This is a genomic window from Photorhabdus heterorhabditis (assembly GCF_018448905.1).
Classification (GTDB): Bacteria; Pseudomonadota; Gammaproteobacteria; order Enterobacterales; family Enterobacteriaceae; genus Photorhabdus; species Photorhabdus heterorhabditis.
This window is the reverse complement of the sequence record NZ_RCWA01000017.1, coordinates 23,857-39,902: the sequence shown is the minus strand read 5'-3', so window position 1 is coordinate 39,902 and position 16,046 is coordinate 23,857. Positions and strand designations below refer to the sequence as shown.

Genomic DNA, 16,046 nt, shown 5'->3' with positions numbered 1-16,046 from the left:
GATGAAAACAGTACTATTACTTATCGATATACAGAACGATTTCTGTACTGGCGGAGCCTTGGCCGTAAAAGAGAGTGAACAAGTCATTGATGTTGCAAATCAGGCTATTGATATTTGCCTAAAGCACAATATCAGTATTATTGCCAGCCAAGATTGGCATCCTGCTGAACATATGAGTTTCGCAGTGAATTCCGGTCAGAAGATCGGTGATATTGGTGTACTGAATGGTATTCCACAAATATGGTGGCCGGAACATTGTGTTCAAGGACAACATGGCGCTGATTTTCATCCACAACTAAACAAACAGGCCATTATCGAGATTTTCTATAAAGGCGAAAATCCACAAATCGATAGCTACAGCGCTTTTTTTGACAATGGTCATCAGAGTAAAACCCAGCTTGATGACTGGTTGCAAACACAGCAAATTGAACGTCTGTTCATTATTGGTATCGCCACCGACTATTGTGTGAAGTTTACCGCACTGGACGCATTGGCATTAGGTTATGAAACCTGGGTCATTACCGATGGCTGCCGAGGGGTTAACCTCAATCCAGACGACAGTAAAGTGGCGTTCAAAGAGATAAAAGAACAAGGCGCTATGCTAATAAGAATTGATCAACTAGAAGATACTCTTGTCTGATACCAACAAGGGCCAGGCTGAGTTCAACAAACTCAGCCTTTCCGCTAACCTAACCTTCTGAAGATTATGGTTTCAATGTTGCCACCATTTCAGACTGAAAGGCTGCTTTCAGCTCTTGCTTACTCTTCATTACCAACCGACCATCGGTACCGATTGTCATATGCTCCGGATCATGGTTATGCTTTGCTTGCCATAACATAACCATTTGCAGGCTATATTCCTTCTGCTCCACCGTCAGAGGTACACCATCCTGCCATTTGCCCAGTTCCACTGCCTGAACCAAGTTTTGATATATTTCTGGTGTCATTACAGATAAAAGATCATCCAGTTCCATTGATATTTCCTCATTACTTTCCAGAATTAGCTGAAACGATTTAATTTCTTAAATTAATGGTTGTACCGACAATGATAAAAATAACTAACCTGCTGTTTTTTCGCCTGTATTTTCATCAGTAAAACTTAACGCAGCCGAGTTGATACAAAAACGTTCGCCTGTCGGTTGCGGACCATCAGAGAACACATGTCCCAAATGAGCATCGCAATGACTACAGCGAACCTCAATACGATGCATATTATGACTATTATCATCAATATACAGTACTGCATCATTACTGACAGGCTGATAAAAACTCGGCCAGCCACAGCCAGAATCAAATTTAGTATCAGACATAAACAACGGCCGTCCACAACACAGACAATGATACACGCCACTTTTTTTATTATGGAGTAATTTCCCTGAGAATGGAGACTCCGTCCCGGCATACTGGGTAACATGACGCTGAATATCAGTAAGCTCTGTATAAAGGGAAACATCAGAATTCTTAGCCATCACGACCACCTTAATAAAAATAAGACTAATGTTCTTACAAAATTAATTAATAATAACAAAAAATTAACATCACATCAGTGGAATTTATTTTAAGTGGTTAACTGGATATGTTTATCCTATTATTTGTGATGTGACTCGCATATCTAACCGATTAACTTTAAATATCTATCTGTGCCCCGATAATGATGAGCGGATCGATTGCCAGTATCCTAAGAGCAAACGTCTAAATGGTGGACTCGAAGTCGAAGTTTTTCGATTATTGACACGATTCCGCTTGACGGCTGGCAAGGTTTTGGTAACTTTAGTAACAACTTTTAATTCACTAAAAAATAGCTGGTGGAATACTATGACTATCAAAGTAGGTATCAACGGTTTTGGTCGTATCGGCCGTATTGTTTTCCGTGCTGCACAAGAACGTTCAGACATCGAAATCGTCGCAATCAACGACTTGCTAGATGCCGAATATATGGCTTACATGCTGAAATACGATTCAACTCATGGTCGCTTCAATGGCACTGTTGAAGTAAAAGACGGCCACCTGATTGTTAACGGTAAAACTATCCGTGTTACAGCAGAAAGGGACCCAGCTAACCTGAAATGGAATGAAGTAGGCGTTGATGTTGTTGCCGAAGCAACGGGTATTTTCCTGACCGACGAAACAGCACGTAAACACATTACCGCTGGTGCGAAAAAAGTTGTTCTGACCGGTCCGTCCAAAGATGACACACCAATGTTCGTTATGGGTGTTAACCATAAATCTTATGCAGGTCAGGACATCGTTTCTAATGCTTCCTGTACCACTAACTGCCTGGCGCCACTGGCTAAAGTTATCAATGATACATTCGGTATTGTGGAAGGTCTGATGACCACCGTTCACGCAACCACCGCAACTCAGAAAACTGTTGACGGCCCTTCTGCAAAAGATTGGCGCGGTGGTCGTGGTGCTGCTCAAAATATCATCCCATCTTCTACTGGCGCGGCTAAAGCTGTCGGTAAAGTGATCCCTGAATTGAACGGTAAACTGACTGGTATGGCTTTCCGTGTTCCAACCCCTAACGTATCTGTTGTTGATCTGACTGTACGTTTGGAAAAACCAGCCACTTACCAGCAAATTTGTGATGCCATCAAAGATGCGGCTGAAGGCGAACTGAAAGGTGTTCTGGGCTACACCGAAGATGACGTAGTATCTAACGATTTCAATGGTGAAAAACTGACTTCTGTGTTTGATGCAAAAGCAGGTATCGCCCTGAATGACAACTTTGTGAAACTGGTTTCTTGGTATGACAATGAAACAGGTTACTCCAATAAAGTTCTGGATCTGATCACTCATATCTCTAAATAACTGAGTAATCACCTTACCTGAAAAGAGCTGCCGGGAAAGGCAGCTCTTTTGTTTTTTTAATCTGTGTACAACATGCATTATTCTTGGATAATGCAATACCCCTGTTTTAGTTTTACAAGGTTATACGGATGAACGATAAAATTTTTGCATTACCGGTTGCAAAACAGATATCCCCCTCTATCAGTCAACGAAACATGGATGAACTTCCATTAATCGTCATCTCTCATCCAAAAGTGCGTGGTGCAATCAGTCTGCAAGGAGCGCACCTCATCTCCTGGCACCCCAAAGATCAAGAACCGGGATTATGGCTAAGCAAGAAAACCTCATTTAAAGCAGGCACAGCTATCCGCGGTGGGGTCCCTATTTGTTGGCCTTGGTTTGGCTCGGCTGGAACACCAATTCATGGTTTTGCCAGAATTCTTCCCTGGGAATTTAGCGCACACAATGAACATGAAAATGGCGTCATATTAACTTTCACCCTGAGAGACAATGAATATACCCATAAATTGTGGCCTTATGATTTTACATTAATTGCTCGTTTCAAACTGAGTGATACCTGTGAGGTAGAACTGGAAACTTATGGTAATTATCAAGCAACCTGTGCCCTGCATACTTATCTGAATGTAAGCGATATTAACCAGATTTCAATCAGTGGTCTGGGTAAACATTACATTGATACTATTACTGGCAAAGAGCAATACACAGCAGAAGAATATCTTATTTTCAATGATCGTATTGACCGCATTTACACAGAGCCAGAAGATTTTAGCCTGATAAGGGATAAATCACTGAGACGAACGATTGAAATTCACCATTACCATCACAGTGATATTGTATGCTGGAACCCAGGTGCTGAACTGTCGGGTAATATGAAAGATATAGGTAATGAAGATTATAAAAATATGGTTTGTGTAGAAACAGCCCGTATAAATAAACCGTTAATCACCAAAGATGATAGTCCAGCCCACATTTCGGTTATAATCCGTAGCCGAAAAGACAACCCGTAAATATCTTATGCTACTCCACACCAGAAAATCTGAATCCAATTCTATGGATTCAGATTTCATCCAGAATTAGCGCTAATTAGAAGCTATATGTAACGCCAGTCCAGACGATACCTACATATGACTTATTAACCATCGGGCTATCTTTAATTTCATCAGGTAACCGTTCAACACGTCCCATCATAAACGCAGACCATTCCTGATTAAATTTATAATTGGCAGATAATTCCAGATAAGGCGTCCAACTATCGCCTGGCGTATATTTTTCCAGTCCACTACGATGTGACTCACTACCTTTAACTCCATATTCGTAGCGGTTTTGTTTTTTGCTACTCCAGACCACACCAAGTCCCGGTTGTAATGACCAATCATCATTTTCAAAATTATACAGATAAGCAAGGTCAACCGTCATACCTTTGCTTTTACCCAAAGTATCAGCAGCAAAAGAGCTACGTAACGTCCCCCAGTCTTCAATATGACGATAACTGAAACCACCCATAATGGTATCATGACGACGATCCAATTTTTTCATCTGTTCATCTTTATTATCTTTTGGGCGGAAATTTTGAGGATAATAATACACGTCTAAAGATAGCTGATCTTTCGGTTGATTCCACAAATAATACCCAGCGGCCAAAGTATGAAAATAGAAATTTTCACTTTCATAATTAACCATTGGAACAGGTAGTATTTTATCTTTATTCTTTACCCCCTTATAAGGTGATGCCTCAGCCAGAACAGATGCACCAATTGACCATTGCCCTGCATAGGCTACAGATGAAGAAAGACAAAAAGTTACAACTAAGGTTAAAATTTTAGCTTTATTAGTCATTACTTACGATTTCCTATAAACAATTATGCAATTATCCGGTTTCAAGTGTAAAAGTCATTTCCCTTATTTCCAAGTAATAAAGTTCTACTTTTGCTCAAAGCGCATCATATGCTTAAGCTCTGATTAATCTTACCAGCAAAAATAACAGATTATACCCTTCATCCTTCAAATTGCTGCTTTATTGGCTACTTTCACTTACCCCAGCCACATCGTTATCTATGCTCCTAGGGATGCGTTCACTTGCCGCCGCGCTGCAAATTAAAATCTATTGGGTATATATGAAACAACGATATATTAATTTAGTGAAAACAATAACTCATTTCCTTCAATAACATCAGCAATAAACCGTTATTTATCATTTCATCTTGCAGGGAAAACTACCTGTCTAATATCTAACGACACACAGATACCGGAACCCGATTTGCTAATGCACATAACAACTCATACCCAATAGTTCCAGAAACGCCAGCCACATCATCCACCGGCAAATTTTGTCCCCATAATTCGACAGGGCTGCCAATTTGTGCCTGTGGGCAAGGCGTTAAATCCACTGTCATCATATCCATTGATATTGCACCTAACATTTGAGTTCTGACGCCATTTACAATAACCGGCGTTCCAGTCATTGCGCTGTGAGGATAACCATCAGCATAACCACAAGCAACAGTGCCGACTCGGATAGGGCCGGATGCTGTATATTTGCTGCCATAACCAATCATTTCCCCTTGTTTGAGATTCTGAATTGCAATAATCTCACTTTGTAAACTCATTACCGCTTTCAACCCAACATCTGCAATATCTTCCCACTTTCCACTGGGTGAAGCACCATAAAGGGCAATACCAATACGTACCCAATCTCTATGAGTTTGCGGATACCACAGAGAAGCGCCTGAATTGGCCAAACATTGAAAAATATCCAAACCCTGACTAACTGAATTGATAACGTTAAGTTGTTCAGTGACACCTATCTTTTTATCTGCATTAGCAAAATGCGACATCAACGTTATTTGCCCTATTTTTCTACTCTTCCTTGCTAAGGATAAAACCTCTCGATATTGATCAGCAGGAAATCCCAACCGATTCATACCACTATTGAGTTTGAGATAAATATTGATTGGCCTACTCAAATTAGCCATTTCTATTGCTTTAAGCTGCCAATGGTTATGTATTACTGTCGTCAATTGATATTCATCAATTATTCGCAAATCTTCCGGTTGGAAAAAACCTTCCAGCAGTAATATTGGCCCCTGCCAACCCTGTTCTCGCAATAAAATTGCCTCACTAAAATCAAGTAAGGCAAATCCATCCGCCTGATCAAGATGCGGCCATATACAACGTAAACCATGACCATAAGCATTGGCTTTAACTACAGCCCAAATTTTGCTATTACCGACCTTATTACGAATAACAGCTAGGTTATTTTCCAATGCATCAAGATGGATAGTTGCCGAAATCGGACGTGGCATATTAGTTTCTCAGTTCAGTGTGTAATTGGTAACTCAATGGCCCCAGTTGTGTATTGAAACCATTAATATAACGAAATACTGACAAATCATCAGAGGCAATGGCCGTTTTTTTACCTGAAATAAGATCGGCCAGTAGCTGACTGGAACCACACGCCATTGTCCATCCCAGCGTACCATGCCCTGTATTTAAATAGAGATTGTTATATTCGGTAGGCCCAACAATTGGGGTACCATCCGGTGTCATTGGACGTAAGCCCGTCCAAAAATTAGCTTGAGTAATATCCCCTCCTCCTGGAAAGAGATCCTGTACCACCATTTTCAGTGTTTCACAACGAGCTTTAAGAATATTTAAATTGAAACCCACAACCTCCGCCATCCCACCAACACGAATGCGGTTATCAAACCGGGTCATAGCAATTTTATATGTTTCATCCAACGCAGTAGATACCGGAACCCGTTCTGCATCTACGATAGGCATAGTTAATGAATAACCTTTCAATGGGTATACCGGGATTTTGACAAGATCTTTCAACAGCTCGGTGGAATATGACCCCATCGCAACAACATAACTGTCTGCCGTCATGACACCATCTTCGCACTGTACGCCGGTGATACGGCGCCCTTCTACCAACAACTGCTTGACTTGTTTATTAAACAGGAACGTCACGCCAGCAGCTTCTGCCATTTTTACCAACTCTTTGGTAAAAAGCTGACAATCACCCGTTTCATCGTTAGGCAATTGTAAACCACCTGTCAGTTTGTGAGCGACATGCGCCAATGCTGGCTCTACCGTCGCCAAGTTATCCGCAGTTAACAAATTATAAGGAACACCTTCTTGTTCAAGAACCTCGATATCATTCACCGCATTATCAAACTGTTTATTCGTACGGAATAATTGAAGAGTCCCCCCCTGACGGCCTTCGTATTGAATGCCGGTATCTGCTCTCAGTTGTTTGAGACAGTCACGGCTGTATTCTGCCAATCGTATCATCCGGCTTTTATTTATCGCATAGTGATTCGCATCACAATTGCGCAACATCTGCCACATCCAGCGCAACTGAAACAGTGATCCATCAGGGCGAATAGCCAACGGAGAATGGCGTTGAAACATCCATTTAATTGCTTTCAGTGGAATACCCGGCGCTCCCCATGGCGTCGCATATCCAGGAGAAATCTGGCCAGCGTTAGCGGCACTAGTCTCCTCAGCGGCACTTCCTTGACGATCAATAACGGTTACTTCATGACCTTGCTGCACTAAATACCAGGCACTGGTTACACCTATAACACCACTACCTAAAACAAGAATTCTCATCATGGCCCCCTGATGATAAAAAATTTAGGCAAGCATAATATGCTGTTTATAAAAAACCAATATAGAACAATCATCGGTAACGTCAATAATCTACATTTATGATTTAGGTCACAATTAAATTACAATTATGCAACAACATCATTTATTATTTATGCACAAACGATTTATAAAAAAACACATTAAAATCATAAAATTAAAATAAAAATTGTGGTGTAGATCGCATGCTAATTATTTCATACCCAGTAATTATTCTTAATTTTTTGACTAAAATAGCGAGTCAATTAAACAACCACAAGATACCAATAACCATCAATTAATCGAAATAAAAACTCAGACAAAAACCAAAATTTCGGAATAATATTCCGAAACAGGTACATTGATAATTGGCGTAAGACTAAGAGGAAAGAAAAAAACAAAATTCCCGAGGCAGAGAACTCTGCCTCGGGCCAACTCAAAATAATTTTGATTTGAAATTAATGAAGCAAGATCAGGCTTGAAGTTAAACAAAAATACAAATGAGATATCAACGGCAAACTTCAGCCAAATCACTAGGCATCGTACTTTGCATGCTGTGCCAAATTACACCACTCTCTTTACCATAGCTACGCACACATTCCATGACCTTATCGTAGGATTTATCACAGCATAACGTCACCAATTGCTGATAAAAATTCATCGCTAACTTGCGTGCTTCAGGATTAGAGAAATAATAACGACCTACACGGGTATACAGCCCTTTCAACCCATTGATAATAAGCCCATAAATTGGGTTTCCTGAAGCAAAAGCCAACCCACGGAAAATGTCATAATCCAAAGAGCTAAATGACTCTGAACTATCTTCCACATTCTCCCTTTCTGCCAACACTTCCAATGACTGCTCAGGGTTATGCCTGAAAGCAGTGCGAATAAATATTGCTGCAATATTCGTTCTTACTGCCAATAGGTTATCAATCAATTCAGGAACACGATCGTGATCAAGACGGGCCAGCGTTTCTAAAATATTAAGACCCGATGTTTCCCAAAAATTATTCACCTTTGTTGGTTTGCCATGCTGAATAGTTAACCACCCATCACGTGCCAAACGCTGCAATACCTCACGTAAGGTAGTCCTCGTTACACCAATCAACTCAGATAATTCACGCTCTGCTGGCAGAATGGAGCCAGGAGGAAAACGGCCGTTCCATATACTCTCAATAATATATTCTTCCGCAAAACCTGCGGGACTTTGAGCCTTAATGACCATATTTTTGTTATTCCAACGCGATTATTTCAACTAATAATAGATGAAATTATATCAGAATCCGCCCCTCCAATATAGCGATCTAGTCTAGAAACCAGAAAAATGACCATAAAAAAGACACGCTAACAACTTAATTATCCCCAATCTCTCTTAAAATATTTTGTATTAAAGCGTACTATTGTTTAATGAATATAACCTTACATACTTGGATGAATTTTAATCACAATGAAAACCAGTATCCGACAAGCAGTGACAAAAAACTTTCTCGGTAACTCGCCAGATTGGTATAAGCTAGCTATCATCAGCTTTCTTATCATCAACCCACTTGTATTCTTCTTCATCAACCCATTTGTTGCCGGATGGTTGCTTGTTGCCGAATTTATCTTTACTTTGGCAATGGCACTTAAATGTTATCCATTACAACCGGGTGGCTTGTTAGCAATTGAAGCCGTTATCATCGGCATGACATCGCCTCAACAAATTAGTCATGAAATTGCTAATAATCTGGAAGTTATTCTGTTGCTGATATTTATGGTTGCAGGGATTTACTTCATGAAGCAGTTATTGTTGTTCGCTTTCACTAAACTACTTCTTTCCATAAGATCCAAACGAATGCTTGCCTTAGCATTCTGCCTAGCCAGCGCATTCCTCTCTGCATTTCTTGATGCCTTGACGGTTATTGCGGTGGTTATCAGTGTTTCCCTTGGCTTCTATTCTATCTATAACAATTTTATATCTAATCAACATGACGTAATTAATGATAATAGTCACATTAATACTGTAGAAAAGAAGCAAACTCTCGAACAGTTTCGTGCTTTTCTGCGTAGCTTGATGATGCATGCAGGTTTAGGTACTGCACTCGGTGGTGTGATGACGATGGTAGGTGAACCACAAAATCTGATTATCGCCAAACACGTTGACTGGGATTTTGTCACTTTCTTTATTCGCATGGCTCCGGTCACTTTACCCGTTTTTATCTGTGGGCTGTTAGTGTGTTTCCTGGTCGAACGTTTTAAACTCTTCGGTTATGGTGCAGAATTACCGGAGCGTGTCCGAAAGGTACTGGAAGATTATGATGAAAAAACCAGTGCAAAACGAACCCGGCAGGAAAAAACACAGCTTATCGCTCAGGCACTGATAGGTATATGGTTAGTTATTGCGCTAGCATTTCATCTGGCAGAAGTTGGCCTGATCGGCCTTTCAGTCATTATTCTTACCACTTCATTCTGTGGCATTACAGAAGAACATGCATTGGGTAAAGCGTTTGAAGAGGCGTTGCCATTCACTGCATTACTAACGGTATTCTTTTCCATTGTTGCAGTGATAGTTGATCAACAACTGTTTACACCATTTATTCAGTTCGTTTTACAATCTTCAGAAACCTCACAACTTTCTCTGTTTTATCTATTTAACGGCCTGCTCTCCGCAGTATCAGATAACGTATTTGTTGGTACGGTTTATATCAATGAAGCTATGGCTGCTATGCGAGATGGTCTTATCTCACATAAACAATATGAATATCTGGCGGTTGCTATTAATACCGGCACTAATCTGCCTTCCGTTGCAACACCTAACGGGCAAGCAGCATTCTTGTTCCTGTTAACCTCAGCATTATCACCATTAATCCGCCTGTCTTATGGTCGAATGGTCATAATGGCACTCCCCTATACCATTGTGATGACACTGGTCGGTTTACTGTGTGTGGAATTTTTACTCATTCCGGTAACGGATATGATGGTCCAGTGGGGATTAATCACTTTGCCATAACCGGTAAGAAACTTATGCCGTGTGGAGCACAAATTAGCTCAATACGGCTTTATTTTTTTACCTGAAAATCAGATTTACCTTAATTGACTTTTTTTATTCTAGGTAAATCGGCAAAATAAGCATTCAATTGCTCATCTTAATTTGCACGGAAAAAAGGAAATGATGCGATTTTTAAACTACTGTTCTCAAGGACGGGGGGCATGGCTGTTAATGACGTTTACGGCCCTGATACTGGAAGGCTCAGCATTATATTTTCAACATGTGATGAAATTACAGCCCTGTGTGATGTGTATTTATGAGCGGGTGGCTCTGTTTGGTGTGTTAGGTGCCGGATTACTCGGCGCGATCGCCCCCAAAACGCCGTTACGTTGGCTGGCTATTATTCTGTGGATTTATAGTGCCTGGAGTGGTCTGCAACTGTCATGGGAACATACTATGATCCAGTTGTATCCTTCTCCGTTTAATACCTGTGATTTTTTCGTAAACTTTCCTTCATGGCTGGCATTAAATCAGTGGGTTCCTTCTGTATTTGAAGCCTTTGGTGACTGTTCTGTAAGACAATGGCAATTCCTGACACTAGAGATGCCACAATGGTTAGTCGGTATTTTTGCAGTTTATTTGGTTATGGCTGTCTTAGTACTAATCAGCCAATTCTTTAGTCATAAATAATTTCCAACTCAGACGGCTGAAAATAGGTTGTCTGATGAATCAAAGATACTCGCAGAATCATGCCAAGGGACAATCCATCACCAAGTCCCAGCGGCATGTTCCTGCTCATAACAGGTATTTTAGTTGCTTGATTGCTATATTAAATTTACGCACAAAAACCTTGCAACAACGCCCTTTCATCACAACGTTTACCATTCGCTAATTGACAAACAGGTACTTTCGCACCGTTTAATTGTATTGCTAATGCAGGCGTACCACCTGCATAAACACACGTCGCTTTGGCATCATCTCCAAGACTAATTTCTGGCCGAGAATATTGTATTGCCTGATATTGGACAAATGTTTTCCCTGCCTGACTACTACAGCCAAACAATAAAGCACAATTAAAGAATACTCCCCCTAATAAGGCTACTTTGAATCCTTTCTTATCGCCGAAATTTAGCATATCTCTTCTCCAAAAAACGATTCAGGGAAAACCAAGTAACATAGTTAATTCAAGTAACATAGTTAATTAATGTGCACTGCTGTTAGAAAGCAAATTTATTACCATCACACCAGCAATGATGAGCACCATACCTAAAATAGCCGCCCAATCCAACTTCTGCTGATATAAAAATATCGCCGCAATAGAAACCAACACAATACCAAGGCCAGACCATATCGCATAAGCAATTCCTAATGGAACAACTTTGACTACCTGAGATAATCCCCAGAAAGCGATACCGTACCCAACGATGACCAGTATAGAAGGAAACAGTTTACTGAACCCATCGGAGGCTTTTAATGAAGCTGTTGCTACGACTTCAGCCACTATTGCCATTACTAAATATACAAATCCATTCATCTCTTTACTCTCTATAACAGAAAAAAAACCAATTGTTCAACATTAATAGATAAAAACGAGCTGAATCTATCACAAACTCTTTAAGGTGTAACGTAACAAAAATGATATATTTCGCTTTCTAAACCCCATTTACCGTGAGTTTACGGGAGGATTTCCGATGGATAAAAAATATTAAAGAAATTCTACCAGAAATGGAAGAAAGAGTTAATGACAGGTTACAACTTTAAGATTCAGGCCAGAATCATTTGACAATTATCTAATAAAAATATAGAATTACAAATCAGAATATTTATATGTTAAAGATAATCCTATTATACCAGTAAGCAATAAACTGAAACCATAAAGAATTTATGCTACCTAAACAAAATAGTCATTTTAAAATAAATTCGCAAATAAAAATAATATTAAAAAAATGATTTTTTGTGTTGTCATATTTTTCTTCTCACGCGATATGAGTTGACGTCCAGAGTGGCAAGGCAAAGTTCATTCCATACTCAGAATATTATGGATTTTATGAATATTGTCATTTTAAAAAATCATCATAAGCAAACCAAATATAATTTTTTTCTACATGTTGAAAAAAAATCTTTAGTAAATACCATAATTTTAATATTCGGATAACTTCAAAGGTATCACCAGAAACAATTCAAGTTCATATTTGTCAATTATTCTTTTTTGGTTTTCTTCAGTAATTTGCAAGAAAAAATTTTGATAAAATTCATCTCACCATTTACCTTCATCCTTTTTATTTCCTCTCCAAGTAAGATTATTAAAATGATCCTTCAGAATGTGGCAAACTTCTGACGATGCATGATTTAGTTTAGAAATGTAATTATCAAGTTTATTATTTAAGAGGCTCTTTTTAGAAAGCAAGTCAAAAAGTAAATCAAACGCGAACTCATCACCAAACAGATTACCAAAGTAAACACCCTTCATTGAATCAATTGTTTTACCTAGCTTTAGCAACATTCGTCACTATTTATCAATCACTAATCTCTTCTATCACAATAGATTCTAAACACTCCTTTTGGAACGAAAAAAATTTGATGTGAAAACGGCCAATCCGAGCGGTTGATTTTTTATGGTTATAATTACATTGAGTGACTATTTACAGGCTTTTCTATTAGGCGTAGTATCGGGGCCACCTGATAACTTTCTATACGATAGTTATCAGGTATGTGAGTCAGTTTAGTCACTTACTCTTTATTAAATTGTGTTGTTTTTGGTGGTTCTTCTCTATCTAGTCAAAGTCAAGTAAGCCGATGAACAATCATTTTTAATTTATCTCATGAAGGAGCCCAGCAATAAATACTTAAATCTTTACAAAACAATCCTTTAGTTCCTTTAACAAAGGGGAAAGACCATGAAAAGTCACAAGAGGTTATCGTTATTCACGCTTTTACTGTTTACTACCAGTCCAGTAGCATTTGCGGTACAGAACAATTGGCCCGGCACGAAAGTCGATCAACCAACACCTAAAATCCAAGGGATGCCCAAAGCTCTGGCAAGAAATTTGGCTAACTTTGACGATCTTGATTTCCGTGTCTATACACACCAAAGATGGTGGGATCTACATAAGAGCCATGCCATGGACATTATTGTTCACTACCCTGATGGTCATACTAGTCAGGGTATTCGAAAGCATATTGACGATCTGAAGTATATGTGGACATTTGCTCCTGATAACCGAATCACAGAACATCCGGTACGGTTTGGTACTGCTGATGCGGAATGGACCGCTGTAACAGGATTTACTGATGGAACATTTACGAAACCCATGGTTCTCCCGGATGGTAAGGTTATTCAACCTACAGGTAAGGCGTATCACCTCCCCATGGCGACACTCGGACACTGGAACAAAAAAGGGGTTATGGATGAAGAGTATCTGTTCTGGGACGATTCTGTGCTTATGAAGCAGATAGGTGTGAGTGAGTGATTCAACAATTTTGTACGGACTTGCTTAAGAGCAAGTCCGTATCCGTAAATGTTATATGTTTAGGTCTTTCCCAATGGCAGCTAAGAGCATGATAACTTGTATACTTGTTGTCTTTCAAATTGTCTCTTTGTTGGCTGCGCTCACTCACCCCGGTCACAGAGTTATCTATGCTCCCGGGGATTCGCTCCCTTGCCGTCACGATGCATCTTGAAATCCATAGGGTATATACACAATTCCTTACAAAACCGGTTAGTCAGAAAAAAGAGGTGATCTGACAATCAGTAGATACATAAAAATTCACATATCAATACTAATATCAATAAACATTGATTCATCAATGTTAGTCGACGATATTACTGCTTCGTTAAATGCGTATTCTTCTCTTTCACCTTCACGATACAGCGGCAAATTGACAAAGTCGAAAAGCGCTTTATCTGCTAATTGACTTGGGCTAACATTTTGAATAGATTTGAAAATACTCTCCACCCTGCCTGGTGTTTTCTTATCCCAATCTACCAACATAGCTTTAATCGCCTGCCGCTGTAGGTTTTCTTGAGAACCACATAGATTACAAGGAATAATTGGAAACTCTTTATATTCCGCATAATTAACAAGGTCTTTCTCTCGACAATATGTTAGTGGCCTTATGACTACGTTACGTCCATCATCAGATCGTAACTTTGGCGGCATAGCTTTCATACGTGAGCCGTGGAACATATTAAGAAATAGAGTTTCAACAATGTCGTCTAAATGATGTCCAAGTGCAACTTTTGTTGCCCCAATTTTTTCAGCAAAAGAATAAAGTGTTCCACGGCGAAGCCTTGAACATAACCCACAGGTGGTTTTACCTTCCGGTATCTTCTCTTTAACAACTGAATATGTGTCTTTGTCTACGATATAATATGGAATATCCAGACTCTCAAAATATTGAGGTAAAATGTGTTCAGGAAAACCAGGTTGCTTCTGATCAAGGTTCACTGCAACTACTTTAAATTCTATTGGTGCAGCCTTTTGCAGATTCAATAGGATATCTAACATCGCAAATGAATCTTTACCACCACTGATACATGCCATCACAATATCATTTTCTTCAATCATATTGTAATCAATAATAGCATTGCCAACATTCCGCCTTAAGCGTTTCTGAAGCTTATTGAATTCCAGTGTCTCTTTTCTCGTATCTTTCTGATTCATCGCGACTTCTCACATTGTCGATTGTATCGACTATGGATTTCCTATATAGATTTTTGCAGGGAGTGGATTATACGGATTTTTCTTTTTGTTTGAAACATATCTGTAGGTGACGACTCCCCGCCCAATCGAGCACTTACGACTATTTTCACTAAAGGCGAACGACTACAGCCAGCTATTTATATGGCAAGTTAATCGTCACAAAAAAGTAACAGGTTATTTAACACGGAATAATTGGATTCACAGTTATCGTCTCTGATTGGGTACAGAGGAAATCTCTCGTAGCGAAACCCACGTGTCGTATGAGCGTACCAACAAGATCCGCCAACAGGGATTAGCTGATACGCCAGGGCATAGCAGTTATCAACGGTGCTTACTATCGACCTCCTCTTAATTGGTCCGACAAACTCGGTCTGTCATCGTTTCCGTACTAACTGCCTCAATCCGAATGAACAATGATTTTTTCCGTATAAGTACCACTTTAGACATATTTAAGAACGGTAATTTATTTTTCACCTTAATTTTCATTTATTAGTTTCTTATTCTAATTAAGATAATAATGAAAAATAAAAAAAGCCGATATTAGAAAATAATATCGGCACAGGAATGGGCAATTATTCTATACCCGTTATCTTTCAAGTTGCCTCTTTGTTGGCTGCACTCACTCCGGTCACAGAAAGATTCAATGTGAGAAAAACTACAATTATAGAGCACAACGTTCATCGCTTAACGTTGTTTTCACCTGCGGAAGTCATCATGCCTCAATTATTCTTGGTGAATATTGATATACCCGTCATCTTTCAAGTTGCCTCTTTGTTGGCTGCACTCACTCACCCCGGTCACAGAGTTATCTCTGCTCCCGGGGATTCGCTCCCTTGCCGTCGCGATGCATCTTGAAATCTATTGGGTATATATCTCAAATTAAAGGCCAGTTTTAGCAAAGCTTTAGTAATTATGTTTTATTTCTTTAATAT

General features: G+C 39.5%; 16 protein-coding genes. 7 read left to right on the top strand and 9 right to left on the bottom strand.

Features of this window, described 5'->3' with window-relative positions:
• The first annotated feature begins 1 nt into the window (after position 1).
• On the top strand, positions 2-640 hold the full coding sequence (pncA, locus tag EAE89_RS12515) for a bifunctional nicotinamidase/pyrazinamidase (RefSeq protein WP_214085976.1): 639 nt from the start codon (positions 2-4) through the stop codon (positions 638-640).
• Positions 641-704: 64 nt separating this feature from the next.
• On the opposite strand, the gene EAE89_RS12510 is transcribed toward pncA, so the two are convergent.
• Entirely contained in the window at positions 705-974 is a 270-nt protein-coding gene (locus EAE89_RS12510; protein WP_054479715.1) for a YeaC family protein, read from the bottom strand.
• A gap of 84 nt (positions 975-1,058) precedes the next feature.
• Positions 1,059-1,469: a peptide-methionine (R)-S-oxide reductase MsrB gene (msrB, locus tag EAE89_RS12505; protein WP_054479713.1), complete on the bottom strand. Its 411-nt coding sequence runs from the start codon at positions 1,467-1,469 to the stop codon at positions 1,059-1,061.
• Between the two features lie 346 nt (positions 1,470-1,815).
• Here msrB and gapA point away from each other — a divergent pair, with 346 nt between their 5' ends.
• Complete coding sequence (gene gapA, locus EAE89_RS12500; RefSeq protein WP_054479710.1) at positions 1,816-2,811, top strand: glyceraldehyde-3-phosphate dehydrogenase; 996 nt, start codon at positions 1,816-1,818, stop codon at positions 2,809-2,811.
• A gap of 128 nt (positions 2,812-2,939) precedes the next feature.
• Positions 2,940-3,818, top strand: coding sequence for a D-hexose-6-phosphate mutarotase (locus EAE89_RS12495; protein WP_054479708.1), 879 nt, complete (start codon positions 2,940-2,942; stop codon positions 3,816-3,818).
• Positions 3,819-3,894: 76 nt separating this feature from the next.
• Here EAE89_RS12495 and EAE89_RS12490 read toward each other — a convergent pair whose 3' ends face one another.
• The 4 genes from EAE89_RS12490 to fadR form a co-directional block, all read right to left on the bottom strand.
• A complete protein-coding gene (locus EAE89_RS12490; protein ID WP_054479706.1) occupies positions 3,895-4,647 on the bottom strand; it encodes a MipA/OmpV family protein in 753 nt (250 codons plus the stop codon).
• A gap of 392 nt (positions 4,648-5,039) precedes the next feature.
• Positions 5,040-6,113, bottom strand: coding sequence for an alanine racemase (gene alr, locus EAE89_RS12485; protein ID WP_054479705.1), 1,074 nt, complete (start codon positions 6,111-6,113; stop codon positions 5,040-5,042).
• Position 6,114: 1 nt separating this feature from the next.
• Positions 6,115-7,425: a D-amino acid dehydrogenase gene (locus tag EAE89_RS12480; protein WP_054479704.1), complete on the bottom strand. Its 1,311-nt coding sequence runs from the start codon at positions 7,423-7,425 to the stop codon at positions 6,115-6,117.
• A 523-nt stretch (positions 7,426-7,948) separates the two neighbouring features.
• Positions 7,949-8,668 carry a fatty acid metabolism transcriptional regulator FadR gene (gene fadR / locus EAE89_RS12475; protein ID WP_054479702.1) on the bottom strand — a complete coding sequence of 240 codons (720 nt, stop codon included), beginning with the start codon at positions 8,666-8,668 and terminating at the stop codon, positions 7,949-7,951.
• Between the two features lie 222 nt (positions 8,669-8,890).
• Between fadR and nhaB the strand changes: the two genes are divergently transcribed.
• The gene (gene nhaB, locus EAE89_RS12470) at positions 8,891-10,432 is read left to right on the top strand and encodes a sodium/proton antiporter NhaB (RefSeq protein ID WP_054479699.1); all 1,542 of its coding nucleotides are present in this window, start codon (positions 8,891-8,893) and stop codon (positions 10,430-10,432) included.
• A 159-nt stretch (positions 10,433-10,591) separates the two neighbouring features.
• A complete protein-coding gene (gene dsbB / locus EAE89_RS12465; protein ID WP_054479697.1) occupies positions 10,592-11,101 on the top strand; it encodes a disulfide bond formation protein DsbB in 510 nt (169 codons plus the stop codon).
• Positions 11,102-11,246: 145 nt separating this feature from the next.
• On the opposite strand, the gene EAE89_RS12460 is transcribed toward dsbB, so the two are convergent.
• Both EAE89_RS12460 and EAE89_RS12455 read right to left on the bottom strand, forming a co-directional pair.
• Positions 11,247-11,546: a putative hemolysin gene (locus EAE89_RS12460; RefSeq protein ID WP_054479694.1), complete on the bottom strand. Its 300-nt coding sequence runs from the start codon at positions 11,544-11,546 to the stop codon at positions 11,247-11,249.
• 66 nt (positions 11,547-11,612) lie between these two features.
• A complete protein-coding gene (locus EAE89_RS12455) occupies positions 11,613-11,945 on the bottom strand; it encodes a DMT family transporter (RefSeq protein ID WP_054479692.1) in 333 nt (110 codons plus the stop codon).
• Positions 11,946-13,308: 1,363 nt separating this feature from the next.
• Between EAE89_RS12455 and EAE89_RS12450 the strand changes: the two genes are divergently transcribed.
• Positions 13,309-13,881 carry a nuclear transport factor 2 family protein gene (locus EAE89_RS12450; RefSeq protein WP_054479846.1) on the top strand — a complete coding sequence of 191 codons (573 nt, stop codon included), beginning with the start codon at positions 13,309-13,311 and terminating at the stop codon, positions 13,879-13,881.
• Between the two features lie 297 nt (positions 13,882-14,178).
• Here the strand turns inward: EAE89_RS12450 and ttcA are convergent, their stop codons facing one another.
• Positions 14,179-15,075 (bottom strand): tRNA 2-thiocytidine(32) synthetase TtcA, encoded by an 897-nt coding sequence (gene ttcA, locus EAE89_RS12445; protein WP_054479847.1) that lies wholly within the window; start codon positions 15,073-15,075, stop codon positions 14,179-14,181.
• Between the two features lie 603 nt (positions 15,076-15,678).
• Here ttcA and EAE89_RS12440 point away from each other — a divergent pair.
• Positions 15,679-15,969, top strand: coding sequence for a hypothetical protein (locus EAE89_RS12440; protein ID WP_214085975.1), 291 nt, complete (start codon positions 15,679-15,681; stop codon positions 15,967-15,969).
• Positions 15,970-16,046 lie beyond the last annotated feature (77 nt).

What these genes read in the sequence shown, in the direction of transcription:
- EAE89_RS12480 (WP_054479704.1), bottom strand. Translation starts at nt 7,425, where the DNA reads ATGAGAATTCTTGTTTTAGGTAGTGGTGTTATAGGTGTAACCAGTGCC.
- EAE89_RS12495 (WP_054479708.1), top strand. Translation starts at nt 2,940, where the DNA reads ATGAACGATAAAATTTTTGCATTACCGGTTGCAAAACAGATATCCCCC.
- EAE89_RS12450 (WP_054479846.1), top strand. Translation starts at nt 13,309, where the DNA reads ATGAAAAGTCACAAGAGGTTATCGTTATTCACGCTTTTACTGTTTACT.
- alr (WP_054479705.1), bottom strand. Translation starts at nt 6,113, where the DNA reads ATGCCACGTCCGATTTCGGCAACTATCCATCTTGATGCATTGGAAAAT.
- pncA (WP_214085976.1), top strand. Translation starts at nt 2, where the DNA reads ATGAAAACAGTACTATTACTTATCGATATACAGAACGATTTCTGTACT.
- dsbB (WP_054479697.1), top strand. Translation starts at nt 10,592, where the DNA reads ATGATGCGATTTTTAAACTACTGTTCTCAAGGACGGGGGGCATGGCTG.
- fadR (WP_054479702.1), bottom strand. Translation starts at nt 8,668, where the DNA reads ATGGTCATTAAGGCTCAAAGTCCCGCAGGTTTTGCGGAAGAATATATT.
- EAE89_RS12510 (WP_054479715.1), bottom strand. Translation starts at nt 974, where the DNA reads ATGGAACTGGATGATCTTTTATCTGTAATGACACCAGAAATATATCAA.
- EAE89_RS12460 (WP_054479694.1), bottom strand. Translation starts at nt 11,546, where the DNA reads ATGCTAAATTTCGGCGATAAGAAAGGATTCAAAGTAGCCTTATTAGGG.
- gapA (WP_054479710.1), top strand. Translation starts at nt 1,816, where the DNA reads ATGACTATCAAAGTAGGTATCAACGGTTTTGGTCGTATCGGCCGTATT.
- nhaB (WP_054479699.1), top strand. Translation starts at nt 8,891, where the DNA reads ATGAAAACCAGTATCCGACAAGCAGTGACAAAAAACTTTCTCGGTAAC.
- EAE89_RS12490 (WP_054479706.1), bottom strand. Translation starts at nt 4,647, where the DNA reads ATGACTAATAAAGCTAAAATTTTAACCTTAGTTGTAACTTTTTGTCTT.
- EAE89_RS12455 (WP_054479692.1), bottom strand. Translation starts at nt 11,945, where the DNA reads ATGAATGGATTTGTATATTTAGTAATGGCAATAGTGGCTGAAGTCGTA.
- EAE89_RS12440 (WP_214085975.1), top strand. Translation starts at nt 15,679, where the DNA reads ATGGGCAATTATTCTATACCCGTTATCTTTCAAGTTGCCTCTTTGTTG.
- ttcA (WP_054479847.1), bottom strand. Translation starts at nt 15,075, where the DNA reads ATGAATCAGAAAGATACGAGAAAAGAGACACTGGAATTCAATAAGCTT.
- msrB (WP_054479713.1), bottom strand. Translation starts at nt 1,469, where the DNA reads ATGGCTAAGAATTCTGATGTTTCCCTTTATACAGAGCTTACTGATATT.